The sequence below is a fragment of the Micromonospora sp. A3M-1-15 genome (genome assembly GCF_024213425.1).
Taxonomy (GTDB): Bacteria; Actinomycetota; Actinomycetes; order Mycobacteriales; family Micromonosporaceae; genus Micromonospora; species Micromonospora chersina.
This window is the reverse complement of sequence record NZ_JANAVK010000001.1, coordinates 1,611,895-1,637,771: the sequence shown is the minus strand read 5'-3', so window position 1 is coordinate 1,637,771 and position 25,877 is coordinate 1,611,895. Positions and strand designations below refer to the sequence as shown.

The window sequence follows — 25,877 nt, the reverse complement described above, 5'->3', positions numbered from 1 at the left end:
TGTGACCACTCGCCGTACCCCCGCCGGTGCCGACCAGACCCCGGCCGCGACCGCCACCACCCGCCGGAGCACCCGCGGTCGCCGCGCGGCCGCCGCGTCCGCCGGCACCGAGGAGCCCCGACCAGCCGGCACGGCCTTCGTGCTGGACACCTCGGTCCTCCTCTCCGACCCCGCGGCGTTCCACCGCTTCGCCGAGCACGAGGTGGTGCTGCCGCTGGTGGTGATCTCCGAACTGGAGGGCAAGCGCCACCACCCCGAGCTGGGCTGGTTCGCCCGGAAGTCGCTGCGCATGCTGGACGAGCTGCGGGTGCGGCACGGCCGGCTGGACCGGCCGGTGCCCGCCAACGACCAGGGCGGCACCCTCCGGGTGGAGCTGAACCACACCGACGACGGGGTGCTGCCGCCCGGGTTCCGGAACGAGTCGAACGACGCCCGGATCCTCTCCGTGGCGCTCAACCTCGCCGCCGAGGGGCGCGAGGTCACCCTGGTCAGCAAGGACATGCCGCTGCGGGTGAAGGCGGCCTCGGTCGGCCTGCGCGCCGACGAGTACCGGCACGGTCAGGCCAGCGACCCCACCTGGACCGGGATGGCCGAGCTGGAACTGGCCGAGGAGGAGATCGGCCGGCTGTACGCGGGGGAGACGCTGGACCTCGACGCCGCCGCCGGCCTGCCCTGCCACACCGGCCTGGTGCTGCACTCGGGGCGGGGCTCGGCGCTCGGCCGGGTGCTGCCGGACAAGACGGTCCGGCTGGTCCGCGGCGACCGGGAGGCGTTCGGCGTGCACGGCCGCTCGGCGGAGCAGCGGGTCGCGCTCGACCTGCTCCTGGACGAGTCGATCGGCATCGTCTCGCTCGGCGGCCGGGCCGGCACGGGCAAGTCGGCGCTGGCGCTCTGCGCCGGCCTGGAGGCGGTGATGGAGCGCCGCCGGCACAAGAAGGTCGTCGTGTTCCGCCCGTTGTACGCCGTCGGCGGCCAGGAGTTGGGCTACCTGCCCGGCTCGGAGTCGGAGAAGATGTCGCCCTGGGCCCAGGCCGTCTTCGACACCCTCGGCTCGGTGGTGCACGAGAACGTGCTGGAGGAGGTCACCTCGCGGGGCCTGCTGGAGGTCCTGCCGCTGACCCACATCCGCGGCCGGAGCCTGCACGACGCCTTCGTCATCGTCGACGAGGCGCAGTCCCTGGAGCGCGGCGTCCTGCTCACCGTGCTGTCCCGGATCGGTCAGGGCTCGCGGGTGGTGCTCACCCACGACGTGGCGCAGCGGGACAACCTCCGGGTCGGGCGGCACGACGGGGTGACCGCGGTGATCGAGGCGCTGAAGGGCCATCACCTCTTCGCGCACGTCACCCTCAGCCGTTCGGAGCGTTCTCCCATCGCCGCGATGGTCACCGATCTGTTGGAGGACATTCCGCTCTGAGGGTGAGGTTTGTCCCGATTTGATGGCGCTCGCCTTGTGGCGCAGATCACATTTGGCGTCCTTGGTTTCCCATCGGCCTCACTGTGCGCAATGGTGTCCATCGAGCGCTTACGACACACCACCAGCCCGGCGGAGAGCTGCGAGCACCGGTGCGTCGGCTGCGACCGAGAGGGTCGGGGCGCTCACGGCGCCGGCGCGGCCGCTCCAGGGCCACGCGTCGCGCCGTGTCCTTGCCCCCGACGAAGGGACACTTCGTGAGTCGGCTGTGGAGCCGGTTCGGCGCCCGTACGGCCGCTGTCGCGCTGCTCTCCGTGGGCGTTGCCGGTGGTTTCTACCTGGGCGAAGACCGACAGACCCAGCAACAGGGCCTGACCGCGCAGGTGGGCCTCAAGGTCGACCGGACGGAGTACGCGTACCAGCGCGACCTCCAGGCCGACCACCGCCTGGCCTCGGCCAAGCAGCGGGCCGCCGAGTACCAGGCCAAGCTCCGGGCCGCCGCGGCGGCCAAGGAGGCCGCCGAGCGGGCCAAGGAGGCCGAGGCGGCGGCCGCGTCCCGCAAGAAGGAGCGGGAGGCCGCGGAGAAGGCGGCGGCCAAGCCGTACGACGGGCCGATCCCGTCCTCGTGCGAGGAGTTCAGCGGCAACCGCAAGATCGGTTGCGCGATCATGCTCGACGAGGGCTTCGGCATCGACCAGTTCCCCTGTCTGGACAAGCTCTGGACCAAGGAGAGCGGCTGGAACCACAAGGCCTACAACGAGGGGTCCGGCGCCTACGGCATCCCGCAGGCCCTCCCGGGCAGCAAGATGGGCTCGGTGGCGGACGACTGGAAGACCAACCCGGCCACCCAGATCAAGTGGGGCCTCGGCTACATCGAGGGCCGCTACGACGACCCCTGCGGCGCCTGGGCGCACTCGCAGAGCACCGGCTGGTACTGATCGGACATCGACGGCGGGGCGTGCGGAGATTCGCACGCCCCGCCGTCGTCGTGCCGGGCTCGGGTGGCGGTCCGCCGCGATTGCTGATAGCTCTTGACGGATGACCTGGCAGGACGGCCCGACGGGCGGCGACCCACACCGGTTCGGCACCGAGGCGTTCTACGCCTCCCTCGGCCGCGCCTTCGTCGCCATGTGCGCGGTGGTGCCGGTGCTGTTCCTCGTCGAGGCCGTCGACGTCGGCCTGAACGCCGACCTCGACGTCACCGCCGGCATCATCCCGCACCGCATTCAGGGGCTGGACGGCGTGTTCTTCTCGCCGTTCCTGCACGCCGGCTGGAACCACCTCTACAGCAACAGCATCCCGCTGATCCTGCTCGGCACCTTCGTGCTGGCCGCCGGCACCCGCCGGTTCCTCTGGTCCACCCTGGTGATCATCCTGGTCAGCGGGCTGGGGGTGTGGTTCACCGGCTCGCCCAACTCGGTGGTGGTCGGCGCGAGCGGGGTGATCTTCGGCTACCTCGGCATCCTGCTGACCCGCGGCATCGTCGAGCGGAGCTGGTGGAACTTCGCCGTCGTGCTCCTGGTCGGTCTGCTCTACGGCTGGCAACTGCTCGGCATCCTCCCCACCGACGAGCGCATCTCCTGGCAGGGCCACCTGTTCGGGCTGCTCGGCGGGGTCGTCGCGGCGGTCCTGTTCCGCCGCCGCCGGGCCGAGGTCGCGGGGCGGGACCCGCTCGGGTCACCACCGGTCACGTCGCCCTGACGGCGCGTCCACCCGCCGGCGGGACATGCTTGCCCGCGGCCACCCGCCCGCCTACCGTCGGGATCAGCACGCGTTGATCCCTGGCGAAGTGACGGGACGGTACGCCATGCGCGAGGTCGATGTCGCCGTGATCGGGGCCGGTCCCGCCGGGCTGTTCGCCGCCTACTACGCCGGGTTCCGCGGGCTCTCGGTGGCCGTGATCGACGCGCTGCCCGAGCCGGGTGGGCAGGTCACCGCCATGTACCCGGAGAAGCTCATCCTCGACGTCGCCGGGTTCCCCGCCATCAAGGGGCGCGAGCTGGTGGCCAACCTGGTCGCCCAGGCCGCGCCCTTCCGCCCGGAGTACCTGCTCGGTGTGCGCGCCGAGAAGCTGTCGTACCTGGACGGGCGGCCGGTGCTCGGGCTGGCCGGGGGTGACCAGCTGCGCTGCGGCGCGGTGCTGGTCACCGGCGGGCTGGGCAGCTTCAGCCCCCGGCCGCTGCCGGTGGCCGACAGCTTCGTGGGCGGCGGGATCGTCTACTTCGTACCGCAGCCGACCGAGCTGACCGGGCGGGACGTGCTCATCGTGGGCGGCGGCGACTCGGCGTTCGACTGGGCGGTGACGCTGGCCCCGATCGCCCGCTCGGTGACCCTGGTGCACCGGCGGGACCGGTTCCGCGCGCACGCCTCGACCGTCGACCGGGTGCGCGCGCTGCCGGTGCGGATCGTGGTCAACGCCGAGGTGAGCCGGCTGTACGGGGAGGACCGGGTCACCGGCGCCGAGCTGACCGTGCGCGGCGGCGCGGTGGAGACGCTGCCGGTGGACACCGTGGTCGCCGCGCTCGGGTTCACCGCCGACCTGGGCCCGCTGGCCGAGTGGGGGCTGAACCTGGACCGGCGGCACATCGTGGTCGACAGCGCCATGGCCACCAACCTGCCCCGGATCTTCGCGGCCGGGGACATCACCGACTACCCGGGCAAGGTCCGGCTGATCGCCACCGGTTTCGGCGAGGCGGCCACCGCCGTCAACAACGCGGCGGTCGTCATCGACCCGGCCGCGCACCTCTTCCCCGGCCACTCGTCCGACGGCACCTGACCGGCTCCGGCGCGCTCAGTCGGCGGGCAGGCCGATCAGGTCGGCCATGAGCCCGGTCTGGTGGTCGAAGTACTCGTCGCGGTGCGGCAGCGTGCGGTTGATCCGGCCGAACAGCTCGAAGCTGATCAGCCCGAAGAGCTGGGTCCAGCCGGCCATGCCCCGGGCCAGCAGGGCGGGCGGCAGGTCCACGGCGATCAGGGCGCCCAGCTCGGCCACGTCCGACCGCAGCGGTTCGGGCAGGTCCTCGCCGGACGGGGTGAGCAGCCCGGCGGCCACCCCGTCGCGGAGGATGCCGACCAGGGTCACCGGGGGGCGCTGGGCCGGCGCCACGGTGTCGTCCGGCGCCGCGTAGCCGGGGACGGGGCTGCCGTAGAGCAGGGCGTACTCGGCGGGGTGGGCGAGCGCCCAGGACCGGGCGGCCCGGCAGGCGGCGTGCCAGCGCCCGCGCAGGTCGGCGCGGTCGGCTCCGGCGTCGGCCGCCTCCACGGCGTCGCCGAGCGCCTCGTACGCGTCGAGGATCAGCGCGGTGAGCAGGTCGTCGCGGCTCGGGAAGTAGCGGTAGATCGCCGAGGAGACCATGCCCATGTCCCGGGCGACCGCGCGGAGCGACAGGTTCGCGCCGTCGGTGGCCAGGTGGCGGCGGGCGACGGCCTTGATCTCGTCGATCATTCCGGCGCGGACCCGGGCGCGGAGCGAGGGAGCGACCATGCCTCCACTCTGCCATGGATGAGAGCGCCAATCAAAACCGAGAGCACTGCTCTTGACGAAGGGGTCGGTTGCGGTGCATGCTCTGTTGCGAGAGCAGTGCTCTCACATCGAACTCCTGATTCGAAGGGTGGCCCCCATGGCCCAGCACGTGATCGTCGGCGCCGGACCCGTCGGCACCGCCACCGCCCGCCTCCTCGCCGAGCGCGGCGAGCGGGTGCGCGTGGTGACCCGCCGCGGCACCGGGCCCGCGCACCCCGCGATCGAGCGGATCGCCGCCGACGCCGCCGACGCGGAGCGGCTGACCGCGCTGACCGAGGGCGCCGCGGCGCTGTACAACTGCGCCAACCCGGCGTACCACCGGTGGCCGCTGGACTGGCCCCCGCTGGCCGCCGCGCTGCTTACCGCCGCCGAGCGGACCGGCGCGGTGCTCGCCACCGTCGGCAACCTCTACGGGTACGGTCCGGTCGACGCCCCGATGACCGAGGCGACCCCCCTCGCCGCCACCGGCACGAAGGGGCGGGTACGCAACCGGATGTGGGCCGACGCGCTGGCCGCGCACCAGGCGGGCCGGGCCCGGATCACCGAGGTACGCGGCTCCGACTACGTCGGCCCCGAAGGCACCTCGCTGGCCATGATGGTGCTGCCCCGGGTGCTCGCCGGGCAGCGGGTGTTCCTGCCGGTCGACTGGGACGCCCCGCACACCTGGACGTACATTCCCGACGTCGCCCGTACCCTCGCCGCCGCCGCCACCGACGAGCGGGCCTGGGGACGGGCCTGGCACGTGCCCAGCGCCCCCGCCGTGTCGATGCGGGACCTGGCCGGCCGGGCGGCGGCCCTGGTCGGCGCGCCCGCGCCGCGGCTCACCCGGATGCCGTACCCCATGCTCTGGGTCGCCGGGCTGGCCAACCCGTTCGCCCGCGAACTGCGGGAGACCGCCTACCAGTTCGACCGGCCCTACGTGCTGGACTCGACCGCCGCCATCGCCACCCTCGGCGTCGAGGCGACGCCGCTGGACCGGGTGGTCAAGGAGACGGTGGCGGCGCTGCGCGGATGACCGGCCGCGGGGGCGGCCCGAGGGCGGCGACCAGCACCGCGACCAGGGTCAGCCCCGCCCCCAGCAGGGTGGTCGGCGTCGGGTGGGAGGCGGCGGTGGGCAGCAGCACGTCCAGCAGGACGGCGCCGACCACCTGCCCCGCGATGGTGGCCAGGCCGAGCAGCAGCACGCCGGTGAACCGGACGATGGCGGCGGCCAGCGCGATGAACACGATGCCGATGGGGCCACCCACGTAGAGCCACGGCTCGGCCGGGAAACTCCCGGCCGGGCGGCCGCGGACAGCGACCTCCACCGCGAAGGTGGCGAGCAGCGCCACCGTCCCGACGGTGAAGTTGACGAGCGTGGCGGTCATGGCGCTGCCGGCCGCCCCCCGGACCCGGCCGTTGACCGCCTGCTGCCAGGCGATGCCCACACCGGCGGCCAGCGGCAGCAGGGCCAGCGCCAGGGCGCCCGGGTCGCCGAGCCGGTCGCCGACCGCCAGCAGCACGGCCAGCACGGTGAGCACCGCGCCGATCAGCCGGTTCGGGGTGACCGGCTGCCGGCCGGTCGGGCCGATGCCGGCCCGGTCGACCAGCAGGCTGCTGCCGGTCTGCCCGGCCACCACCGCGACCGTGAACACCGCCACGCCGAGGGTGCCGATGGTCAGCCCCTGGGTGGCGACCAGGAAGGCGCCGCAGACCCCGCCGAGGCACTGCCACGGGCGCAGCGAGCCGTCCCGGAGCTCGGCCCGCAGGGCCGCCAGCCCCCGCCGGCCGGCGGGGGTGGCGGGGACCAGCACGAGCAGCACCAGCAGGCCCACGCCGAACGAGACCACCGCGGCGGCGATCCCGTCGGCCAGCCGTACGCCGAGTTCGCCGTTGATCCGGGACTGGACGGCCACCGCGACCCCCGAGGCGGTGGCCAGCCCGGTGCCGGCGACCCGCCGCGTGGTCGACAGCGTCGGGGGCGCCGCCGTCCCGGTCGTGGTCACTCCTGCTCGGCCAGGGGGCGCCCGTCGAAGTCGACCGCCGAGTAGAGCGCCAGCTTCTCCAGCCGGTGGTAGGAGTCGATCACCCGGATCGTGCCGCTCTTGGACCGCATCACGATCGACTGGGTGTACGCCCCGCCCGCCCGGTAGCGCACGCCGCGCAGCAGGTCACCGGACGTGACGCCGGTGGCCACGAAGAAGCAGTTGTCGCCCGTCACCAGGTCGTCGGTGAGGAGCACCCGGTCCAGGTCGTGCCCGGCGGCCAGCGCCTTCTCCCGCTCCTGCGCGTCCTTGGGCCAGAGCTTGGCCTGCATCATGCCGCCCATGCACTTCAGCGCGCAGGCCGCGGTGATGCCCTCCGGGGTGCCGCCGATGCCCATCAGCACGTCGACGTCCGACTCGCCCCGGGCCGCCGCTATGGCGCCGGCGATGTCGCCGTCGGAGATGAACCGGATCCCCGCCCCGGTACGCCGGATCTGCTTCACCAGGTCGTCGTGGCGCGACCGGTCCAGCACGCAGACCGTCACCTCGGCGGGGTCGGTGCCCTTGACCTTGGCGATCCGGCGGATGTTCTCGGCCACGCCGGCGTTGATGTCGACCACGTCGGCGTACATCGGGCCGACGGCGAGCTTCTCCATGTAGAAGACGGCGCTCGGGTCGAACATCGCGCCCCGCTCGGCCACCGCGAGCACGGCGAGCGCGTTCGGCATGCCCTTGCTCATCAGCGTGGTGCCGTCGATCGGGTCGACCGCCACGTCCACCTCGGGACCCGTCCCGTCGCCGACCTCCTCGCCGTTGAAGAGCATCGGGGCGTTGTCCTTCTCGCCCTCGCCGATCACCACGACACCGCGCATCGGGATCGAGTTGATGAGCTTGCGCATGGCGTCGACGGCGGCACCGTCGCCGCCCTCCTTGTCGCCCCGGCCGACCCAGCGACCGGCGGCCATGGCCGCGGCCTCGGTGACCCGGACCAGATCGAGGGCGAGGTTACGGTCGAGGTCCTGCGGGGTCCGCGTCCTGGTGGTTGTCATCACGGCTTCCTCCTCGCGACGTTGCGGGGTGGACCGGCGGGATGCGGCCGTCGCCGCCGCCGGTTTTGTCGCTGATCCTCACACGATCTCAGGTTCGACGCCGGAGCGGGGCGGAGGAGGCCAGGATCACGTCACCCGGACGGCTGCGAGAATGGCCGGGTGGAACCCGCACAGCCTGCCGACCGCGCACCGACCGACGCCACCCCGCCGGACGGCCAGCCGCCGGTGCGACCGACCGCCGGGGCGGCCCCGCCGGCCGGGGAACCGGCCCTGGTCGAGCCGACCGGGCCCGTGCCGACGGCGGACGCCGGCGAGCATCCCGCCCCGCCCGCCCGGAAGGAGAAGGCCCGGTCCGAGCGGTCGCCGAAGGACATGGCGCTCTCGCTGCTGGTGCTGCTGGTCCCGATCGCCCTGCTGATCGCCTTCTACCGGGGTTTCCTCGGCGGGGACGACCCGGTCACCGTCGACCCCGCGCCCGCCGTCGAGCAGGCCCGCGCGGCCAACGCCTTCCCGGTCGCGCAGCCGCGGGACCTGGGCTCCGACTGGCGTACGGTCAGCGCCCGCTACCAGACCGAGCCCGGCGGCGGCACGCTGCGCATCGGCTACCTGACCCCGGAGGGCCGGGGCGCGCAGCTGGTGGAGAGCAACCTGCCGGCGGAGAAGCTGCTGCCGGCCGAGCTGAGCGGCGGCCAGCCGCAGGGCCCGGCCGACCTGCCCGGCGGCGTGAGCTGGCAGCGGTACACGGCCCGGGGCAACGAGCAGGCCCTCGTCCTGCTGGAGCCGAACCGCACGGTGATCGTCGTGGGTGACGCCGGGGAGGCGGAGCTGCGCGAGCTGGCCACCGCGCTGCGCTGAACCGCTCCCGCCGCCGCTGCCCCCGGTGCCGGCGGCGGTCCGCTACGCTGCCCGGGCCCGACAAACCGGTACGCGTGACGCGTCCCGGACAGCAACCGGAAAGAGACAGCCGTGAACATTCGACGGTGGAGCGTCGGCGTCCTCGCCGCCGCCCTGTTCGTCCCCGGTCTGGCCGCCTGCAAGACCGAGGCCGACTCGCCGACCGCCGACAGCAAGTCCACCGCCCCGGCGGTGCCCGCGGACCCGAAGGAGGCGCTGGCCGCCTCCACCAAGGAGATCCAGAAGGGCAACTTCAGCTTCGCCATCAAGGGTGGCGAGTTCAACGGGGACGGCAAGGTGCACATGCCGTCCAAGAGCGCCGAGATGAAGATGTCCAGCGGCGCGTCCGCCGCCGACGACATCTCGATGACCATGCACCTGGTGTTCATCGACACCGACAGCTGGCTCAAGCTCGACCTGGACGGCGCGATGGCCGACGCCATCCCGGGCTTCAAGGCGACCAAGGGCAAGTACCAGCACCTGGACCGCACCCGGATCAAGGACGCCAAGGAGCTGAACTTCGACTTCAGCGACGTGGACCCGGCCGGCAGCGACAAGATGATCAAGGCGATCACCGACGTCAAGAAGACGGGCGAGGGCACCTACGAGGGCACCATCGACGCCAGCAAGGCCGCCGACTCGGACCTGCTCGACGCCGAGACCGTGAAGGCCCTCGGCACCAAGGCCACCGCCGTGCCGTTCACCGCCAAGCTCGACGCGCAGGGCCGGCTCACCGAGTTCGCCGTGCAGGTTCCTGCCGCCGGCGCCGCCGAGGCGCAGACCGTGACCGTCACCTACGCCGAGTACGGCACCGCCACCCCGGTGCAGACCCCGCCGGCCGCCCAGGTCGTCGAGGCCCCCGCCAGCATCTACGAGATGTTCAAGGGCTGATCCTCCAGCGGTCGGGGGCGGCTCGCGCCGTCCCCGACCGCCGCCCCCGGTGCCGTCGCGCACCGGACAGGGATTGCGGAACACCGCTTCAGGGAACAGAAGGGGGCACGAGCCCGCCGGGGCCGACCACACCGGCCGGATCGGGCTCGTGCGCCGGAGCCGGCGTCCGGGCTGCGGCGCCCGACTCCGGCACCTCCGTGGGCCGGACGACCCACCTGGAGAGGTTGACGTGAAGATTCGACGCTTCAGCGCCACCGCGTTCGCCGCGGCGCTGCTCATTCCCGGCCTGGCCGCCTGCAACGACACCGGCACCGCCGGGGCGGGGGCCTCCGCGACCCCGACCGCCTCCGGCAGCATCGCCCCGAGCGGCACGCCCGCCGGCGACGCCAAGCAGGCCCTGCTGGACTCCACCAACGCGATCCGCGACGGGAACTTCCGGTTCACCATGTCCGGCGCGGGCTCCACCGCCGAGGGGCAGGTGCACGAGCCCAGCCAGAGCGCCGAGATGCGCATGACGATCGGCGACCCGTCGTCGGACCTGATGATGAAGCTGGACCTCATCCACGCCAAGCCGGACAGCTGGGTCAAGCTGGAACTGGGCGGCAAGGCCGCCGCCAGCGTGCCGGGGCTCAAGAACCTCAACCTCGGCAAGTACCAGCACCTCGACCAGACCCGGATCAAGGGCAACCGGGCGCTCGGCTTCGACTTCGACAAGGTCGACCCGGCCGGCAGCGCGGTGCTGACCCAGGGCGTCACCGAGGTCCGCAAGACCGGCGACGGCGCGTACGCGGGCACCGTCGACGTGTCGAAGGCGGCCGAGGCGGGCTCGCTCGACCCGGCCGTGATCACCGCGCTCGGCGCGCAGGCCCAGTCGGTGCCGTTCACCGCCAAGGTCGACACGCAGGGCCGGCTCAGCGAGCTGGTGCTGCAGATTCCGGCCGCCGGCCAGAGCGCCGCGCAGGACCTGAAGATCACCTACACGGACTACGGCAACGCCGCCGCCGCGCAGAAGCCCCCGGCCGACCAGGTCGTCGAGGCGCCGGCGGAGTTCTACAACCTGTTCAACTGAGCGTGCCGGCGGGACGGCTCCGGCCGTCCCGCCGCTCAGTCCTCGGCGCGCTGCCGGGCGGCGTCGATGCGGGCCCGGGCGCCGTCCAGCCAGCGCTGGCAGATCCCGGCGAGCTGCTCGCCGCGCTCCCAGAGCGCCAGCGACTCCTCCAGCGAGGTGCCGCCCGCCTCCAGCCGCTCGACCACCGAGGCCAGCTCACCCCGGGCCTGCTCGTAGCTGAGCTGCTCGTCCTTCGTCGTGTCAGTCATCGGGTCCCATTCCATCAGCCGTCCACGGTGGCGGTCAGCTCGCCCTCGGCGAGGCGTACGCGCAGCGGGTCGCCCTTGGCCACCTCGGACGCGGCGCGGACCACGTGCCCGTCGGCGCGCTGGACGATGGCGTAGCCCCGGTCGAGGGTGGCCGCGGGGGAGAGGGCGCGCAGCCGCGCCAGGGTGTGCCGCAGGTCGTCGGTGGCGGCGCCCAGCCGGTGGTCCAGGCAGCGCCCGGTCCGGTCGCGCAGCGCGGCGACTTCGGTGGCCCGCTGGTCGACCATCACCTGCGGGCGGGCCAGCACCGGGCGGGAGCGCAGCAGGTCCAGCCGGTGCTGCTCCCGGTCGACCAGGTTGCGCACGGCCCGCTCCAGCCGGGACCGCGCCTGGCCGATGAGACGCACCTCCTCGGTGAGGTCGGGCACGATCCGCTTCGCGGCGTCGGTCGGCGTGGAGGCGCGCACGTCGGCGACGTAGTCGAGCAGCGGCGTGTCGGTCTCGTGGCCGATCGCGCTGACCACGGGCGTGCGGCAGGCGAAGACCGCCCGGCACAGCGCCTCGTCGGAGAAGGGGAGCAGATCCTCGATGCCGCCGCCGCCCCGCGCGATGACGATCACGTCGACCGTCGGGTCGGCGTCGAGCACCTTGAGCGCGCCCACGATGTCGGGCACCGCGCTCGGGCCCTGCACCGCCACGTTGACCGTCCGGAACTCCACGGCCGGCCACCGGCGGCGGGCGTTGGTCAGCACGTCGCGCTCGGCGGCCGAGGCGCGGCCCGTGATCAGCCCGATGCGGCCGGGCAGGAACGGCGGCCGGCGCTTGCGGGCCCGGTCGAAGAGCCCCTCGGCGGCCAGCAACTTCTTGAGCTTCTCCAGCCGGGCCAGCAGCTCGCCGAGCCCGACCTGGCGGATCTCGTCGGCGCGGAGGCTGAGCGTGCCCCGGGCGGCGTAGAACTCGGGCTTGGCGTGCAGCACCACCCGGGCGCCCTCGCGCAGCTCCGGCGCGCCCGCGTCGAGCACGTCACGGTTGGTGGTGACGGTCAGGCTGAGATCCGCCGACGGGTCACGCAGCGTCAGGAAGACGGTGCTCGCCCCGGGCCGCCGGCTGATCTGCGCCACCTGGCCGTCGACCCAGACCCACCCCAACCGGGCAATCCAGGCACCGACCTTCTGGCTCACCACCCGGACCGGCCACGGCTCCTCGGACGTGCTCCGCTCCCCGTCGCTCACCCGCCCACCCTAAGCCCCACCCCCGACGGGCCCCCGTCAGGCGGAGGCGTGCCCCGAACGTGGCACAGCTCGCAGTCCGGCGGGGGAAAGGGAGGCACGTACGATGGTCGGGTGACTGAGGCTGAGACTTCCCGGACCGGCAAGCGCGTGCTCCTGGCCAAGCCCCGCGGCTACTGCGCGGGCGTGGACCGGGCGGTGCAGACCGTCGAGGAGGCGCTGAAGCTCTACGGCGCGCCGATCTACGTCCGCAAGCAGATCGTGCACAACAAGCACGTGGTGCGGACGCTGGAGGCCAAGGGCGCGATCTTCGTGGAGGAGAACGAGGAGGTGCCCGAGGGCGCCACCGTCATCTTCTCCGCCCACGGCGTGGCGCCCGAGGTCTACGAGCAGGCCAAGACACGCTCGCTCAAGGCGATCGACGCGACCTGCCCGCTCGTCACCAAGGTGCACCAGGAGGCCCGGCGGTTCGCCGCCGAGGACTACGACATCCTGCTCATCGGCCACGAGGGGCACGAGGAGGTCATCGGCACCGCCGGTGAGGCGCCCGCGCACATCCAGCTCGTGGACGGCCCGGACGGCGTCGACAAGGTCACCGTGCGCGACCCCGACAAGGTCGTCTGGCTCTCCCAGACCACCCTCTCGGTCGACGAGACCCTGGAGACCGTGGCCCGGCTCAAGCAGCGGCTGCCGCTGCTCCAGTCCCCGCCCAGCGACGACATCTGCTACGCCACCTCCAACCGGCAGCACGTGGTGAAGGAGATCGCCCCGGACTGCGACGTGGTGATCGTGGTGGGCTCACGGAACTCCTCCAACTCGGTCCGCCTCGTCGAGGTGGCGCTGGACGCCGGCGCCCGCGCCGGATACCTGGTCGACTTCGCCCACGAGATCGACGACGCCTGGCTGGCGGGGGCCCGCACCGTGGGGCTGACCTCGGGCGCCAGCGTGCCGGACGAACTGGTCCAGCAGGTGCTCGCGCACCTGGCCGAGCGCGGCTTCGCCGACGTCGAGGAGATCACCACCGCCAACGAGCGGCTGACCTTCTCGCTGCCGCAGGAGCTCAAGCGGGACCTGAAGGCCGCGGCGGCCCGCGGCTGACCGGCCGGAACGAAACGACCGCCCGCCACGTCCAAGCGCTCATGAAGACTCCTCGGACAGCGCTCGTCGCCCTGCTCGCCGGCGCGGCGCTGACCGCCTGCGCCGGCCCGGGCGCCGAGCCCGCCGGCCCCACCCCGACGGGAGCCGCCCCGGTGACCAGCCAGCCCGACCCCGGCCCCAGCACCGGTCCGAGCATCGGCCCCAGCCGCCCGGATCCCACCTGGAAGGGCGGCCCGTCGAAGCCGCCCGGCCCCGGCGCCACCACGCTCACCGGCACGATCCGCGCCGGCGTCGAGCCGAACTGCCTGCTGATCGACGACCACCTGCTGATCGGCGGCCCGCGCGACGTGCTCACGCCCGGCGCCCGGGTGGAGGTCACCGGCCGCCCGGAGCCCGGCATGATGACCACCTGCCAGCAGGGCACCCCGTTCGTCGTCGAATCCGCCCGCCGCGCCTGACCCCGCACTCCCCGGGGATAAGCCGGAACCAAGGAGCCCCGCCCCCCGACGGGGGACGGGGCTCCGGACGTCAGCGGGTCAGCTGACCGCACCCACCTCCACCGAGCCGCGGCCGACGACCGCGCCCTCGGTGGTGGTGACGGCCAGGTCGCCGTAGAGCTCCCGGCCGGCGGCCGGGGTGGCCTGGGCGGTCACCGTGCCGGTCAGGGTGGCGGTGGCGCCGTTGGCCAGGGCCAGCGGGGTGCTCGGGGCCGAGAGCGAACCCAGCGCCGGGGCGGCGAACGAGTCGCGGTAGTCGTACGCGGTGGTCGGGTCGCTCATCGCGTAGCCGTCCACGACCACCCGGTAGGTGCCGGCGGCCGGGCTGGTCAGGGTGACCGCCTCCTCCGAGTCACCGTCGGCCGACTGGCCCACCCGGGTCGCGCCGAGGAAGACCGACAGGTCCAGGTCGGCGCTCAGGTCGGACGGGTTGCCGATCCGCGCGGTGAACGAGGTGGCGCCCGCCGGGACGTCCACCGTGTACTCCTGGCGGGCGCCCTGGGCGATGCTCGGCCGCTCGGCGTGCACGCTGGCCAGCGGGCCGCCGACGCCGGTCACCTGGACCGGGCCGAAGACGTTGGTCAGGCCCCAGCTCACCTCGGTCGGGGCGCCGGCGGTCACCGACGGCAGCTCGACCACGGCCGGCTCGACCTTGACGCCCTGCACCCGTGCCTGGAGCTGGAAGGGGTTGTCCAGCGTCGGCGACGTACGCCGGGCCTCCACCTCGATCTCCCAGACGCCCGGCAGCGGGTTCTGGTAGTCCCGCTCCTGCGGCTTGCAGGCGGCGGCGTCGGAGAAGTTGGTGTAGCAGCCGGTGCTCGCGGTGCTCTCGACCGGCACGCCGTACGGGTTGAAGGCGATGAACCGGGTCTGCGAGCCGGTGGCGATGCCGGAGAGGTTGACCTGGAGCGCGCCCGCGCCCTCCGGGACCGTCACGAAGTACGAGGTGAAGCCGTTCCGCTCGACCGAGCCCTCGGTGGAGAACGAGTAGGCCGGTGCGGAGACCGCGGCCGAGGCGACCACGACGGTGGCGACCTCGAAGTCGACCACCGAGGTGGCCGGGTCGTCGACGGTCATGATCGCGCCGTGCGCGCCGGCGGTCAGCGGCTTGGCCTTCACCTTGACGGTGACGGTCTTGTTCAGCGGGAGCCACACGACCGCGGGGGCCGAGAAGGTGCCGTCGTTGCCGCGGAAGGCGACGGTGTGCTGGAGGCCCTTGTTCGGGCCGCTGGTGCGGGTCAGCTTGACCTCGTAGTAGCGGCTCTCCTTGACCTTCTGCCCGCCCTCGCCGGCCGCGCAGCGGTTGTAGATGCCGGTGCCCACGTTCGGGGTCGGCTCGAAGCCGCCGGTGGCCGGGTTGTACCGGGTCAGGTTGGCCGACAGCTCGGTGCAGACCGGCGCCGAGGAGGTGTAGCCGCGGGTCTGCACGCCCGCGGCGAGCAGGTTCCACGCGCCCGGCACGTTGAACATGCCGTAGCCCTGGGCGTACGTCGGGACACCCGCGATCGGCTTGGCCGAGGTGTAGACGGCCCGGCGCAGCGCGGCCGGGGTGACCGCCGTGTCGGTCGCCTTGGCGGCCGAGAGCAGCAGCGCGGCGGCGCCGGTGGCCTGCGGCGAGGCCATCGAGGTGCCGTTCAGCATCTGGTAGCCCGGGGGCAGCGGGTAGCCGGCCTCGGGGACCGGGTTGCCGGGCTGCCAGGTCGGCGCGGTGGAGATGGCCGAGCCGGGGGCGGAGATGTTGGGCTTGAAGCCGCCGTCCTCACGCGGGCCGCGCGAGGAGAAGTTGAACAGCGCGTTCTCCTTGCGGACCACCGAGCCGTAGTTGGCCAGCCAGGTGTCCTTGCTGACGTTCGCGGCCACGCTGACGACGTTGCCGGCCACCGAGGGGTCGCCGACGGTGTTCAGGCCCGGACCGGAGTTGCCGGCCGAGATGAACATCTGCACGCCGTACGTGCTGATGAGGCTGTTGTAGAGCTCGGAGCGGGCGTTGGCGCCGTCGTTCAGCGCCGGCAGGCCGCCGATCGACATGTTGATGACGTCGACCTTGCGGTTGACCACCAGGTCCACCATGCCGGTGGTGAGCGCGGCCGCGGTGCAGCCGCCGCCCCACGAGCAGGCCCGGGCGGAGACCAGCTTGGCGCCCGGGGCGGCGCCGTCGAAGGCGCTGTTGCCCAGCATGTCGTTGGCGGCGGTGATGCCGGCGACGTGGGTGCCGTGGGTGCTCTCGATGATGCCGATGTTGACGAAGTCGTAGTACGGGCCGGCCTGGCCGTCGGCCGGCGCGATGTCCACGTTCTTGCGGTACTCGACCACGAACGGGATCTGCTCGCGCACCGCGGTGGCCGGGTTGTCCGTGCCGAAGTGGCCGACCTGGAACTTCTCCTTGTACGGCCGCATCGGCTCGTCGTCGGTGAAGTCGTTGTTCTGGTTGGCGTCGACCCGGACGTCGCCGTTGGCCGGGTTGTAGAGGATGCCCCAGAAGTCGCTGGTGTCATTGTCGCGGTTGACGTCGCCCCGCGCGTCGCTGCCCGCGGTGACGTTCTCGCGGAAGACGTTGAACTTGTACGAGCCGGCCGGCGCGGTCCAGGTGCCCAGCGTGGTGGTGAACGAGGGGCCGGCCACGTCGGTGGCCATGGCGCGCCAGGAGGCGTCCTCGAGCGGGTCGGTCGCGGTGACCCAGTCGACGATCTTGCGCTCGCCCGTGGTGGTCTTCTGCAGCGCCGGCTGGTCCAGGTCCACCCCGGAGTCCATGATGCCGATGGTGACGCCGCGGCCGTCCCACTCCGGGTGCGCGGCCTTGAAGGCCTCCGCGCCGGTCTCGTTGGTCGGCATGTACGGGTTGACCGGGCCCGTGTCGCCGCCCGGGCCGGCCAGGGTCTCGCCCTGCGCGGCGGTCTTCGCGCCGGCCGGGGCGGCCTCGGGGGTCGGGTCGGGGAGCTTGATGGTCTCGTCGAGGTCGACGGCGGAGACGCCGGGGAGCGTCGCGGCTTTGAGGACCTTCGCGGTGGGGACCTTGGCCAGCAGGTAGCCGACCTGGTCGTAGCGCTGGCTCACGGAGGCGCCCAGGCCGGCAAGCCCGTCGGCGACCTTCTTGGCCGAGCCCTTCTTTGCGGCGATGATCAGGGTGACGGTCGGAGCGTGCTTCGCCTCCGCCTCGTCCAGGAGCTTGGCGTCGTGGGCGCCCAGCGTCTTCGCAGCGGTCGGCTGCGGGACGTCGGGGGCGGCGGCGGGGGCTGCGCTCGCGGTCGCGGCGCCACCCCCGACGGTCATGGCGCCGGCCGCCAGGACCGAGGCGAAGAGCGCGGCGGAGGTACGCCGGCTCCGGTTGCGGGGTTGACTCACGTTCTCTTCCTCCAGAGAACAGGGCCCTACAGAAACAGGGCACACGTGACCGTGATCCTTCGGTCTGGCCCTGCCGGTGTCACTACTCCGAAGTAGGTTGTGACCACTCCGTGACTCGGATCGGCCGTCGTCGTCACGTTGCGCGTCAACCGTCGATGCGCGCCGGTCGTTCGGCCGCTGTGGACATCCCCTCCACCAGCTCCGGCGCCTGCGGCTGGCGGGGTGCCAGCTCGACCTGTGCGGGGGCGACCAGCTCCTGGTCGGAGACGCCCAGCTCGGCCAGCTTGCGGGCGCTGACCAGCACCCGCGCCTCCAGCGAGCCGACCGCCCGGTTGTAGGCCGTCACCGCCCCGCCCAGCGCGCCGCCGAGCTTGCTGACGTGATCGCCCAGGGTGGACAGCCGCCCGTAGAGTTCGCGGGCCAGCGAGTGGACGGTGGCCGCGTTGCGGGCCAGCGCCTCCTGCCGCCAGGAGTAGGCCACCGTCCGCAGCAGCGCCACCAGGGTGGCCGGCGTGGCCAGCACGACGTTGCGGGCGAAGGCGTGCTCCAGCAGCGACGGGTCGCGTTGCAACGCCACGTCGAGGAACGGGTCGGCCGGCACGAACAGCACCACGAACTCCGGGGTCTGGTCGAACGCCGCCCAGTAGGTCTTGGCGGCGAGCCCGTCGACGTGCGCCCGCAGGTGCCGCGCGTGCGCGTCGAGGTGGGTGTCCCGCCCCCGCTCGTCGCGCGCCTCCATGGCGGTCAGGTAGGCGTCGAAGGGCGCCTTGGCGTCGACCACCACCGTGCGGCCGCCGTGCAGCCGGACCACCAGGTCGGGGCGGACCCCCTGGTGGTCGGTGGCCGCCGTGACCTGCTCGCTGAAGTCGCAGTGCTCCAGCATGCCGGCCGCCTCGACGATCCGGCGCAGCTGGTGCTCGCCCCACCGGCCGCGCACCTGCGGGGCGCGCAGCGCCGCCACGAGCTGCTTGGTCTCGGTGCGCAGCTCGCCGGAGACCGCGCTCATCGACCGCACCTGCTCGCGCAGCTCGGCGTAGGCGTCGACCCGGTCGCGCTCCAGCTCGGCGACCCGCTGCTCGTAGCGGCGAAGGGTGTCGTGCAGCGGGGCCACGGCCCGGGCCACCGCCTCCTGGGACTGCGCGGTCGCCTCGTAGCTGAGCGCCCGCATGGACTGCTCCAGCCGCCCTTCGCCCTCCCGGGTGGCGGCCAGCGTCGCCTCCAGCCGGGCGATGTCGGCCGCCGAGCGGGACCGGGCGGCCAGCCAGCCCACCGCGCCGCCCGCGGCGAGGCAGAGCACCACCACGGCCAGCGTCGAGAAGCTCATGCCGAAGAGCTTGCCAAACGGGTACGACGTGCGCCCGCTGGGTACGTTCGAGGTCATGGAGGTTGCCCTGTGGGTGGTCCTGATCCTGATGCTCGGAGGTGCGCTCGTGTTCTGGCGGTGGGGGAGCAGGTCCCGGCGGGCCACCGAGCTGGCCGACGCGCGCGCTGAGGCGCAGCGCTGGTACGAGCGGCTCGGCGGGCAGTTGATGAACCTGCACGGTGACGCCCCGGCCGTCCGTCAGGCGCTGGCCGACGCGGGTGAGCGGTACAACGCGGCCGGTTCCCAGCTGGAGCAGGCCCGCACCCCGCACCAGTTCGCGCTGGCCCGGGAGACCGCGCTGGAGGGGCTGGCGTACATCCGGGCGGCGCGTACCGCCATGGGCATCGACCCGGGCCCGGAGCTGCCGCCGCTGGCCGCCGCCCGCGGCGCGGGGATGCTCACCAAGGAGCGCGAGGTCAACGTGCAGGGGCAGACCTACCGGGCCGGACCCCAGCCGGGAAACCAGACGCCCTACTACTATCCGGGCGGAAACTGGCAGGGCCGGCCGGTGCCGGCCGGCTGGTACTCGACCCCCTGGTGGAAGACGGCGCTCGGCACCGGGGCCGGCGTGCTCGGCGGCATCCTGATCGCCGACGCGCTCTTCTCGCCCGCCTTCGCCGACCCGGGCTACGGCTACGAGGCCGGCTACCAGGAGGGCTTCAACGACGGCCAGGACCAGGGCCAGGACCAGGGCCAGGACTACGGCGACCAGGGCCAGGACTTCGGCGACCAGGGGCAGGACTTCGCCGGCCAGGACTTCGGTGGCCAGGGCGACTACTCCGGCGGCTATGGCGGCGGGGACTTCGGCGGCGACTTCGGTGGAGGCGACTTCGGCGGCGGGGACTTCGGCGGCGGCGACTGGTAGCCCGCCCGCGCGGATGACGAAGGCCCCGGTCGGCGCGACCGGGGCCTTCCTCGTCAACCGGGGTCAGCCGGTGTTGCGCATGCCGGCGGCGATGCCGTTGACCGTGGTGAGCAGGGCCCGCTCCAGCGCCGTGCCGTCGTTCGGGGCGCGGCGGCCGCCCGGCGCGGTGGCCACCGCGCGGCCCGCGGCGCCGGAGTCCCGGTACTGGCGCAGCAGGGCCACCTGGAGGTGGTGCAGCGGTTCCAGGTAGGTGTCCCGCACGGCCAGGGTGCGCTGGAGCACGGGCGAGTTGTCCAGCAGGGCCGGCGAGGCGGAAACCGCCAGCACCTCCTGCTTGGTCAGCTCGTACTCCTGCTCGATCTTCTCGAAGATCGGGTGCAGCTTCTTCGGGACCAGGGTCTCCACGTAGCGCCGGGCGATGCTCAGGTCGGTCTTGGTCAGCATCATCTCGACGTTCGACAGGAACGTGCGGAAGAAGTGCCAGTTCCGGTTCATCTCGGCGAGCACGTCCGCCAGCCCGGCCGTCCGCGCGGCGGCCAGCCCGGAGCCCACGCCGAACCACCCGGGCACGATCTGCCGGGTCTGCGTCCAGCCGAACACCCACGGGATGGCCCGCAGCCCGGCCAGCCCGGCGCCGGTGTTCGGCCGCTTCGCTGGCCGGGAACCGATGTTCAGCGCGCCGAGCAGCTCGGTCGGGGTGGAGGCCCAGAAGTAGGCCGGCAGGTCCGGGTCCTCGACCAGGGACCGGTAGCGCCGGAAGGCCGACTCGGAGACCACGTCCATGGTCGCGTCCCAGCGCTCCAGCATCTCGGCCGGCTGCCGGGGCGCGGTGTGCAGCAGCGTCGCCTGGAGCACGGCCGCCACGGTCAGCTCCAGGTTCTCCCGGGCCAGCGCGGGCAGCGTGTACTTGTCGGAGATGACCTCGCCCTGCTCGGTCACCTTGATCGCGCCGTCGAGCGTGCCGTACGGCTGGGCCAGGATGGCGTCGTGGGTGGGGCCGCCACCCCGGCCGACCGTGCCACCCCGGCCGTGGAAGAGCCGCAGGTGTACGCCGTGCCGGGCGGCCACGTCCCGCAGCGCCCGCTGGGCCCGGTGGATGGACCACTGGCTCGTGGTGATGCCCGCCTCCTTGTTCGAGTCGGAGTAGCCCAGCATCACCTCCTGCACGTCGCCGCGGGCCGCCACGAGCGCCCGGTAGGCCGGCAGGGACAGCAGCTCGTCGAGCAGTTCGCCGCCGGCGTTCAGCTCGGCCGGGGTCTCCAGCAGCGGCACGATGCCGATCCGGGCCCGGCCGCTGTGCACGTCGACCAGGCCGGCCTCGCGGGCGAGCACGACCGCGGCGAGCACGTCGTCCACGCCGAGGGTCATCGAGATGATGTAGGACTCGATCACCTCGGCGCCGAACCGGTCCTGCGCCTCGCGGATCGCCCCGAACACGTCGAACGTCTTCTGCGCCGACTCGGTGAGCGGGCTGTCCTGGGTGGAGAGCGGCCGGCGGCCGGCCAGCTCGTCGGCGAGCAGCTTGGTGCGCTCCAGCCGGGTCAGCGACGGGTAGTCGGACACCTCGCCGACGGCCGCGTAGAGCTGGGCGAGCACCTCGTGGTGCTTCTCGGCGTGCTCCCGGACGTCCATGGTGGCCAGGTGCAGCCCGAACGCCGAGACGGTACGGATGGTCGAGGCGAGCCGGCCCACGGCGGTGAGCTGCCCGGAGTTGCGGGCCAGCGAGGCGCGCAGCAGCTCCAGGTCGGCGATCAGCTCGGCCGAGCCGCGGTAGTCCCGCCCCGGCACGTGCGGGGTGCCGGCGCGCAGCCGCTCCCGGGTGTTGGCCAGCTTGGCCTTCACGCAGCGCGCCTTGAGCCGGTAGGGCTCCTCGGCGTTGACCCGGCGGAACCGGGGCGCCACCTCGGGCAGCGCGTCCAGGTCGGTGGCGAGGCTGGCGGAGAGGTCGAGGGAGACCGCGCGCAGCCGGCGGGAGACGCTGACCTCGTTGATCAGCTCGTCCATCGCCTTCTCGGTGGCCTCGATGCCGTGCTCGTGCTGGATGCGCAGCACCTCGCGGGTGACCGCCGGGGTGACGAACGGATTGCCGTCCCGGTCGCCGCCGATCCAGGTGCCGAACGTCAGCGGGCGGGCGGTCGGCGAGGTCTCCACGCCGAGGGTGCGCAGCGTGTCGGCGAGGTCGTCGAGGACCTGCGGGGCGGCCTCGGCGTGCAGGTCGCGCAGGTAGTAGATGGCGTTGCGCGCCTCGTCGGTCGGGTCCGGCCGGTCCAGCCGCAGCTCGTCGGTCTGCCACATGAGGTCGAGCAGCTCGGCCAGGCGCCGGTTGGCCGGGCCCTCGTCGCTGGCGCCGTAGAGGATGGCGTTGGCGGTCTCGGCGTCCAGCTCGTCGGCGACCGCGCGCAGCTTGGACAGGATGGACCGGCGGGCCGCCTCGGTGGGGTGGGCGGTGAAGACCGGGCGTACCGCGAGCCGGCGGGCCGCGGCCGCGATCTCCTCGGCCGGCACCCCGCGCTCGGCGATCATCTTGGCGGCCTGGTCCAGCCAGCCGCCGTGGGTGGCCCGCCGCCGGCGCAGGTCGCGGGCCCGGTGCACCTGCTCGGTGATGTTGGCCAGGTGGAAGTAGGTGGAGAAGGCCCGGGCCAGCTTGGTGCCGGTGGTGACGTCGAGCCCGCCGAGGCGTTGGGCGGCGGCCGGCGGGTCGGAGCGGACCTGGGCGCGGATTTCCTCGACGAGGTCGAGCAGCGGCCGCCCCTCCTGCCGGGCGAGGGTCTGCCCGAGCAGCGTGCCGAGGCGGCGGATGTCGGCCCGGAGAGCGGCGTCGGGGCCGTCGTGGTCGTGCTGGTCGGTCACGGTGCGCTCCTTACGCGAGTACGAAGGACAGCGCTGTCCGACTCTCTGGATGGTATCCGCGCGAGCCCCGGCGGCAGGAGGGGGACCGCGTGATGATCTGCACTCTGGGACGGGGCGGCGGGCTCAGCCATGGGCGGCCGGCGCGCCGGTGGTGTCGGGGCGGGCGCGTGCCCGGGCGGCCCGGCGGTGCGCCCGGAAGGCCGTCGCCGTGACCAGACCGAGGATCCCGAGCAGGGCCCAGAGGGTGAGCCCGGACAGCGCCCAACCCGTCGAGCGGCGGTCGAAGTAGACCGCCGACTTGATCAGGTCGGTGGCCAGGCCGGGCACGTTCCACCGGTGCATCCCGCGCAGCCAGGCCGGCAGGAACTCCGGGGCGTAGATGCCGCCCGAGCCGGGGTTGCCGAGCACCACCAGCAGCAGGATCACGATGCCGGTGCCGAGCAGCCCGAGCCACGCCTGCACGGCGCTGGCCACCATGGCGGCGGCGAAGACCGCCAGCGCCCCGACCGCCGCGACCGCGGGGATGTCGTGGTGCCAGACGTCGAGCACCGGGCCGACGACCGTGGCGCCGACGATCCCCAGCACGACGGAGTAGACCGCCAGGGCGGCGACCCGCAGCCCGGCCCGGGGCAGGCTGACCGGGGCGGTGCCGGTCCGCAGGCCCAGCGCGGTGGAGGCCAGGTAGCCGCCGAGCACGTAGCCGACCGCCAGGTAGAAGGGGACCAGGCCGCGCGGGTCGGTCGACTCGACCGGCACCTCGTCGGTGACCTGGATCGGCAGGTTCGCCTGCTGGGCGGCCTGCCCGAGCACCTGGGTCACCAGTTCGGCTGCGGCCGGGGCGGAGGCGGTGGCGGTGGTCAGGCGCAACCCGTTGTCCGGGCCGGAGGTGAGCACCCCGTACACCTCGCGGCTGGTGAGGCCGTCGTCGGCGGCGCCCGGGTCGTCGTACTCGATGGGTTCGATCTTGTCGGTGCGCTGGCGCACGGCGGCCATGACGGCCTGGGCGCGCTGGTCGCCGAGGACCACGCCGACCGGCACGTCGCGCGGGGTGGGCTGGTGCAGCGCGCCGACGTAGGCGGCGATGAACGCGGTGGCCAGGGCGAGCGTGCCGAGCAGCAGCGCCGCCGTTCGGGGTAGCCAGTCGCGTACCGGAAGGTTCCGCTGCGCCTCGTCCACGCGCTCAGCCTATTGCCCGCATATGCCCGACCCGGGCGGTTTCTTCCGGCGGAATTCGCTGGCGCGGCCCGATAGCTTCGGATCATGGCGCTGCCCCACTACCCCCAGAAGCCGGAGCCGGGCGACCGGGTCGCGGTCGTCTCGCCCTCCGCCGGCCTGCCGGGCCTCTTCCCCCACGTGTACGAGCTGGGCCTGCGCCGGCTCCGCGAGGAGTTCGGGCTGGAGCCGGTGGAGTACCCGACCACCCGGCGGATGGGGGCCGACCCGCGCGACCGGGCGCGTGACCTGACCGCCGCCTTCGCCGACCCGAGCGTCACCGCCGTGCTCGCCACGGTCGGCGGGGACGACCTGATCACGGTCACCCCGTTCCTCGACGACGCGGTGCTGCGGGCCAACCCGAAGCCGTACTTCGGCTACTCGGACAACACCAACGTGCTCAACCACCTCTACCGGCTGGGCATCGTGGCCTATCACGGCGGATCGGTTCTCGTGCACCTCGGCCGGTCCGGCGCGCCGCACCCGCTCACCTTCGACTCGCTGCGGGCCGCGCTGTTCACCTCCGGCTGGTACGACCTGACCCCGGCACCGGAGTGGGGCGATGAGCCGCGCGACTGGCGGGACCCGGCGACCCTCGCCGACGAGCCGGTGATGTTCCCCGGTGAGGGCTGGCGCTGGCACGGGCCGGCCCGGGTGGTCCAGGGCCGCACCTGGGGTGGTTGCCTGGAGATCATCCACTGGCTGATGGCCACCGACCGGGTGCCCTCGGCGGCCGAGCTGGCCGGGTCCGTGCTCGTCGTCGAGACCTCCAACGAGCTGCCCGGCGCCCAGGAGGTCTTCCGGATCGTGCGCAACCTGGGCGAGCGCGGGCTGCTCGCGGGCTTCCCGGCCATCGTGGTCGGCCGGCCCAAGGCGTGGGACTTCGAGAAGCCGCACACCCTGGACGAGCGGCTGGCCTGGGGCGAGGCGCAGCGGGAGGCGATCCTCCGGGCCCTCGCCCCGTACGCCGACGACCCCGTGGTGGTCTTCGACGTCGACCTCGGCCACACCGACCCGCAGCTGATCATCCCGTACGGCGGGGAGATCCGGGTCGACGCGGTCGAGCGCCGGATCTCGGTGCGCTACTGAACCTCGCCGGGCGCCGTGGCGTGCCAGTCGATGTGGTGGCGGTGGACGGGGCCGAACATCTGCTCCGGGGTCGGCATGGCGGGTCGCCCGCCCGCCTGGCCGGCCTTGGCCCGGTTCGTGGCGGCCGCGTTGCCGCCGATCAGCTCCACCCGGCTCCGGCGCAGCCGCTCGTACGCCCCGAACGCGGCGGCGTGATCCGGCAGGTCGCGTAGGCAGCGGGCCAGCTCGACGGCGCTCTCGATGGCGAGCGAGGCGCCCTGGCCGGAGCTGGACGAGGGCGCGTGGACCGCGTCGCCGACGAGGACCAGGCGACCCCGGTGCCAGTGCGGCACGGACGGCATCCGCTCCATGGGCCCGGTGGCCATCAGCGTGTCCGGCGCGGTGTGGGCCAGCAGCCGCTCCCCGGGGACGTGGTCCGCGTAGCGCTCGCGCAGCCGCGCCAGCCACTGCTCCGCCGGGATCCGCTGGACCTCCGCCCAGGTGAGCGGCTCGGTGCGGGGGATGCTGGCGAACCAGCAGACCTGCCCGTCGGGCAGCCGCCACCAGCCGATGAACGAGCTGCCGAAGGCGAAGTACATGGTGCCCGGCTCGGCGGGTGCCACGTCCTCGGTCGTTGCCACGTCCCCGGTGACCAGCCCGCCGAAGCCGAGCACGCCGGCGTACTCGGGCCCGGGCGCGGTCGGGTCGATCAGCGTCCGGACCGTGGAGCGGATGCCGTCGGCGCCGATCAGCACGTCCGCGTGGGCGGTGCTGCCGTCGGCGAAGACCGCGGTGACGCCGTCGTGATCCTCCTCGGCCCCGACGAGGCGCCGGCCGTATTCGATCTTCACGCCCTGGGCGAGCGCCTGCTCGGTCAGCGCCCGGTACAGGTCGGCGCGGGCCATCACGTGGGTGGCGGGCAGCCCGGGGAAGCCGTGGAACTCGCTGAGCCGGTTTCCCGCGCCGTCGGCCATGACCACACCGGGGACCGGGTGGCCGGCCGCCCGGACCGCCTCCTCGGCCCCGACGATGCGCAGCGCCGCCAGGCCGTTCGGGGCGAGGCTCAGCATCGCGCCGACGCCGTCCGCCCCGCCCGGGTACGCCTCGTGCACCGTCGCCTCGATGCCCGCCCGGGCCAGTGCCATGGCGGTGACCGTGCCGCCGATGCCGCCGCCGATCACCACTGCCGTCCGTACCGTGCCCATCTCCTCGCTCCTTCCCGCCGCGGAACTTCCGTCGCGTTCCAAGGTGAATAGTTTCAGTGAAACTAGTCCGTGTCAACTAGTTCTGATGGCTCTAGAATCATC

At 73.5% G+C, this 25,877-nt stretch carries 22 protein-coding genes; 12 read left to right on the top strand and 10 right to left on the bottom strand.

Annotated features, from left to right (window positions below; all coding sequences use genetic code 11):
• The first annotated feature begins 1 nt into the window (after position 1).
• From NLX85_RS07520 to NLX85_RS07505, 4 genes are all read left to right on the top strand, one after another.
• Complete coding sequence (locus NLX85_RS07520; protein ID WP_254332665.1) at positions 2-1,414, top strand: PhoH family protein; 1,413 nt, start codon at positions 2-4, stop codon at positions 1,412-1,414.
• 254 nt (positions 1,415-1,668) lie between these two features.
• Positions 1,669-2,349, top strand: a complete 681-nt coding sequence (locus NLX85_RS07515; RefSeq protein WP_167544550.1) for a lytic transglycosylase domain-containing protein — start codon at positions 1,669-1,671, stop codon at positions 2,347-2,349.
• A gap of 100 nt (positions 2,350-2,449) precedes the next feature.
• Complete coding sequence (locus NLX85_RS07510; protein WP_254332657.1) at positions 2,450-3,112, top strand: rhomboid family intramembrane serine protease; 663 nt, start codon at positions 2,450-2,452, stop codon at positions 3,110-3,112.
• Between the two features lie 106 nt (positions 3,113-3,218).
• The gene (locus NLX85_RS07505; RefSeq protein WP_254332655.1) at positions 3,219-4,187 is read left to right on the top strand and encodes an NAD(P)/FAD-dependent oxidoreductase; all 969 of its coding nucleotides are present in this window, start codon (positions 3,219-3,221) and stop codon (positions 4,185-4,187) included.
• Between the two features lie 15 nt (positions 4,188-4,202).
• Here NLX85_RS07505 and NLX85_RS07500 read toward each other — a convergent pair whose 3' ends face one another.
• Positions 4,203-4,895: a TetR/AcrR family transcriptional regulator gene (locus tag NLX85_RS07500; protein ID WP_254332653.1), complete on the bottom strand. Its 693-nt coding sequence runs from the start codon at positions 4,893-4,895 to the stop codon at positions 4,203-4,205.
• Positions 4,896-5,031: 136 nt separating this feature from the next.
• On the opposite strand from NLX85_RS07500, the gene NLX85_RS07495 reads away from it, so the two are divergent.
• Positions 5,032-5,949, top strand: coding sequence for an NAD-dependent epimerase/dehydratase family protein (locus NLX85_RS07495; RefSeq protein WP_254332652.1), 918 nt, complete (start codon positions 5,032-5,034; stop codon positions 5,947-5,949).
• On the opposite strand, the gene NLX85_RS07490 is transcribed toward NLX85_RS07495, so the two are convergent.
• Positions 5,918-6,919: a DMT family transporter gene (locus tag NLX85_RS07490; protein WP_374628058.1), complete on the bottom strand. Its 1,002-nt coding sequence runs from the start codon at positions 6,917-6,919 to the stop codon at positions 5,918-5,920. The two genes, NLX85_RS07495 and NLX85_RS07490, sit on opposite strands and share 32 nt — an antisense overlap.
• On the bottom strand, positions 6,916-7,947 hold the full coding sequence (glpX, locus tag NLX85_RS07485; protein ID WP_254332650.1) for a class II fructose-bisphosphatase: 1,032 nt from the start codon (positions 7,945-7,947) through the stop codon (positions 6,916-6,918). The genes NLX85_RS07490 and glpX overlap by 4 nt, the downstream gene beginning before the upstream one ends.
• Before the next feature lie 159 nt (positions 7,948-8,106).
• Here glpX and NLX85_RS07480 point away from each other — a divergent pair, with 159 nt between their 5' ends.
• The 3 genes from NLX85_RS07480 to NLX85_RS07470 all read left to right on the top strand — a co-directional run bounded on the left by NLX85_RS07480 (position 8,107) and on the right by NLX85_RS07470 (position 10,801).
• Positions 8,107-8,802 carry a DUF4245 domain-containing protein gene (locus NLX85_RS07480; protein ID WP_254332648.1) on the top strand — a complete coding sequence of 232 codons (696 nt, stop codon included), beginning with the start codon at positions 8,107-8,109 and terminating at the stop codon, positions 8,800-8,802.
• A gap of 111 nt (positions 8,803-8,913) precedes the next feature.
• Complete coding sequence (locus NLX85_RS07475) at positions 8,914-9,732, top strand: hypothetical protein (RefSeq protein WP_254332647.1); 819 nt, start codon at positions 8,914-8,916, stop codon at positions 9,730-9,732.
• Between the two features lie 229 nt (positions 9,733-9,961).
• Positions 9,962-10,801, top strand: a complete 840-nt coding sequence (locus NLX85_RS07470; RefSeq protein ID WP_254332645.1) for a hypothetical protein — start codon at positions 9,962-9,964, stop codon at positions 10,799-10,801.
• Between the two features lie 35 nt (positions 10,802-10,836).
• Here NLX85_RS07470 and NLX85_RS07465 read toward each other — a convergent pair whose 3' ends face one another.
• Together NLX85_RS07465 and xseA are read right to left on the bottom strand one after the other, a co-directional pair.
• Complete coding sequence (locus tag NLX85_RS07465; RefSeq protein ID WP_091321990.1) at positions 10,837-11,049, bottom strand: exodeoxyribonuclease VII small subunit; 213 nt, start codon at positions 11,047-11,049, stop codon at positions 10,837-10,839.
• A gap of 14 nt (positions 11,050-11,063) precedes the next feature.
• Positions 11,064-12,278: an exodeoxyribonuclease VII large subunit gene (gene xseA, locus NLX85_RS07460; protein ID WP_254332643.1), complete on the bottom strand. Its 1,215-nt coding sequence runs from the start codon at positions 12,276-12,278 to the stop codon at positions 11,064-11,066.
• A gap of 111 nt (positions 12,279-12,389) precedes the next feature.
• Here xseA and NLX85_RS07455 point away from each other — a divergent pair, with 111 nt between their 5' ends.
• Together NLX85_RS07455 and NLX85_RS07450 are read left to right on the top strand one after the other, a co-directional pair.
• On the top strand, positions 12,390-13,373 hold the full coding sequence (locus NLX85_RS07455) for a 4-hydroxy-3-methylbut-2-enyl diphosphate reductase (RefSeq protein WP_254332641.1): 984 nt from the start codon (positions 12,390-12,392) through the stop codon (positions 13,371-13,373).
• 41 nt (positions 13,374-13,414) lie between these two features.
• Positions 13,415-13,831 carry a hypothetical protein gene (locus NLX85_RS07450; protein ID WP_254332639.1) on the top strand — a complete coding sequence of 139 codons (417 nt, stop codon included), beginning with the start codon at positions 13,415-13,417 and terminating at the stop codon, positions 13,829-13,831.
• A 78-nt stretch (positions 13,832-13,909) separates the two neighbouring features.
• On the opposite strand, the gene NLX85_RS07445 is transcribed toward NLX85_RS07450, so the two are convergent.
• Together NLX85_RS07445 and NLX85_RS07440 are read right to left on the bottom strand one after the other, a co-directional pair.
• Positions 13,910-17,212, bottom strand: coding sequence for a S8 family serine peptidase (locus NLX85_RS07445; RefSeq protein ID WP_254332637.1), 3,303 nt, complete (start codon positions 17,210-17,212; stop codon positions 13,910-13,912).
• 145 nt (positions 17,213-17,357) lie between these two features.
• Positions 17,358-18,536, bottom strand: coding sequence for a DNA recombination protein RmuC (locus NLX85_RS07440; RefSeq protein WP_254333693.1), 1,179 nt, complete (start codon positions 18,534-18,536; stop codon positions 17,358-17,360).
• A 55-nt stretch (positions 18,537-18,591) separates the two neighbouring features.
• Here NLX85_RS07440 and NLX85_RS07435 point away from each other — a divergent pair, with 55 nt between their 5' ends.
• Entirely contained in the window at positions 18,592-19,440 is an 849-nt protein-coding gene (locus NLX85_RS07435; RefSeq protein ID WP_254332635.1) for a hypothetical protein, read from the top strand.
• 63 nt (positions 19,441-19,503) lie between these two features.
• Here NLX85_RS07435 and ppc read toward each other — a convergent pair whose 3' ends face one another.
• Together ppc and NLX85_RS07425 are read right to left on the bottom strand one after the other, a co-directional pair.
• Positions 19,504-22,290 carry a phosphoenolpyruvate carboxylase gene (ppc, locus tag NLX85_RS07430; protein WP_254332628.1) on the bottom strand — a complete coding sequence of 929 codons (2,787 nt, stop codon included), beginning with the start codon at positions 22,288-22,290 and terminating at the stop codon, positions 19,504-19,506.
• Between the two features lie 123 nt (positions 22,291-22,413).
• Positions 22,414-23,466 carry a hypothetical protein gene (locus NLX85_RS07425; RefSeq protein WP_254332626.1) on the bottom strand — a complete coding sequence of 351 codons (1,053 nt, stop codon included), beginning with the start codon at positions 23,464-23,466 and terminating at the stop codon, positions 22,414-22,416.
• A gap of 84 nt (positions 23,467-23,550) precedes the next feature.
• On the opposite strand from NLX85_RS07425, the gene NLX85_RS07420 reads away from it, so the two are divergent.
• Positions 23,551-24,591, top strand: coding sequence for a S66 peptidase family protein (locus tag NLX85_RS07420; protein WP_254332624.1), 1,041 nt, complete (start codon positions 23,551-23,553; stop codon positions 24,589-24,591).
• Here the strand turns inward: NLX85_RS07420 and NLX85_RS07415 are convergent.
• Positions 24,585-25,775, bottom strand: a complete 1,191-nt coding sequence (locus NLX85_RS07415; RefSeq protein WP_254332622.1) for an FAD-dependent monooxygenase — start codon at positions 25,773-25,775, stop codon at positions 24,585-24,587. The genes NLX85_RS07420 and NLX85_RS07415 overlap by 7 nt on opposite strands.
• Positions 25,776-25,877 lie beyond the last annotated feature (102 nt).

Excerpts from the sequence above, each read along its gene's own strand:
- NLX85_RS07415 (WP_254332622.1), bottom strand. The coding sequence starts at position 25,775 with ATGGGCACGGTACGGACGGCAGTGGTGATCGGCGGCGGCATCGGCGGC.
- glpX (WP_254332650.1), bottom strand. The coding sequence starts at position 7,947 with ATGACAACCACCAGGACGCGGACCCCGCAGGACCTCGACCGTAACCTC.
- NLX85_RS07435 (WP_254332635.1), top strand. The coding sequence starts at position 18,592 with ATGGAGGTTGCCCTGTGGGTGGTCCTGATCCTGATGCTCGGAGGTGCG.
- NLX85_RS07420 (WP_254332624.1), top strand. The coding sequence starts at position 23,551 with ATGGCGCTGCCCCACTACCCCCAGAAGCCGGAGCCGGGCGACCGGGTC.
- NLX85_RS07440 (WP_254333693.1), bottom strand. The coding sequence starts at position 18,536 with ATGAGCTTCTCGACGCTGGCCGTGGTGGTGCTCTGCCTCGCCGCGGGC.
- NLX85_RS07450 (WP_254332639.1), top strand. The coding sequence starts at position 13,415 with ATGAAGACTCCTCGGACAGCGCTCGTCGCCCTGCTCGCCGGCGCGGCG.
- NLX85_RS07465 (WP_091321990.1), bottom strand. The coding sequence starts at position 11,049 with ATGACTGACACGACGAAGGACGAGCAGCTCAGCTACGAGCAGGCCCGG.
- NLX85_RS07510 (WP_254332657.1), top strand. The coding sequence starts at position 2,450 with ATGACCTGGCAGGACGGCCCGACGGGCGGCGACCCACACCGGTTCGGC.
- NLX85_RS07500 (WP_254332653.1), bottom strand. The coding sequence starts at position 4,895 with ATGGTCGCTCCCTCGCTCCGCGCCCGGGTCCGCGCCGGAATGATCGAC.
- NLX85_RS07495 (WP_254332652.1), top strand. The coding sequence starts at position 5,032 with ATGGCCCAGCACGTGATCGTCGGCGCCGGACCCGTCGGCACCGCCACC.
- NLX85_RS07505 (WP_254332655.1), top strand. The coding sequence starts at position 3,219 with ATGCGCGAGGTCGATGTCGCCGTGATCGGGGCCGGTCCCGCCGGGCTG.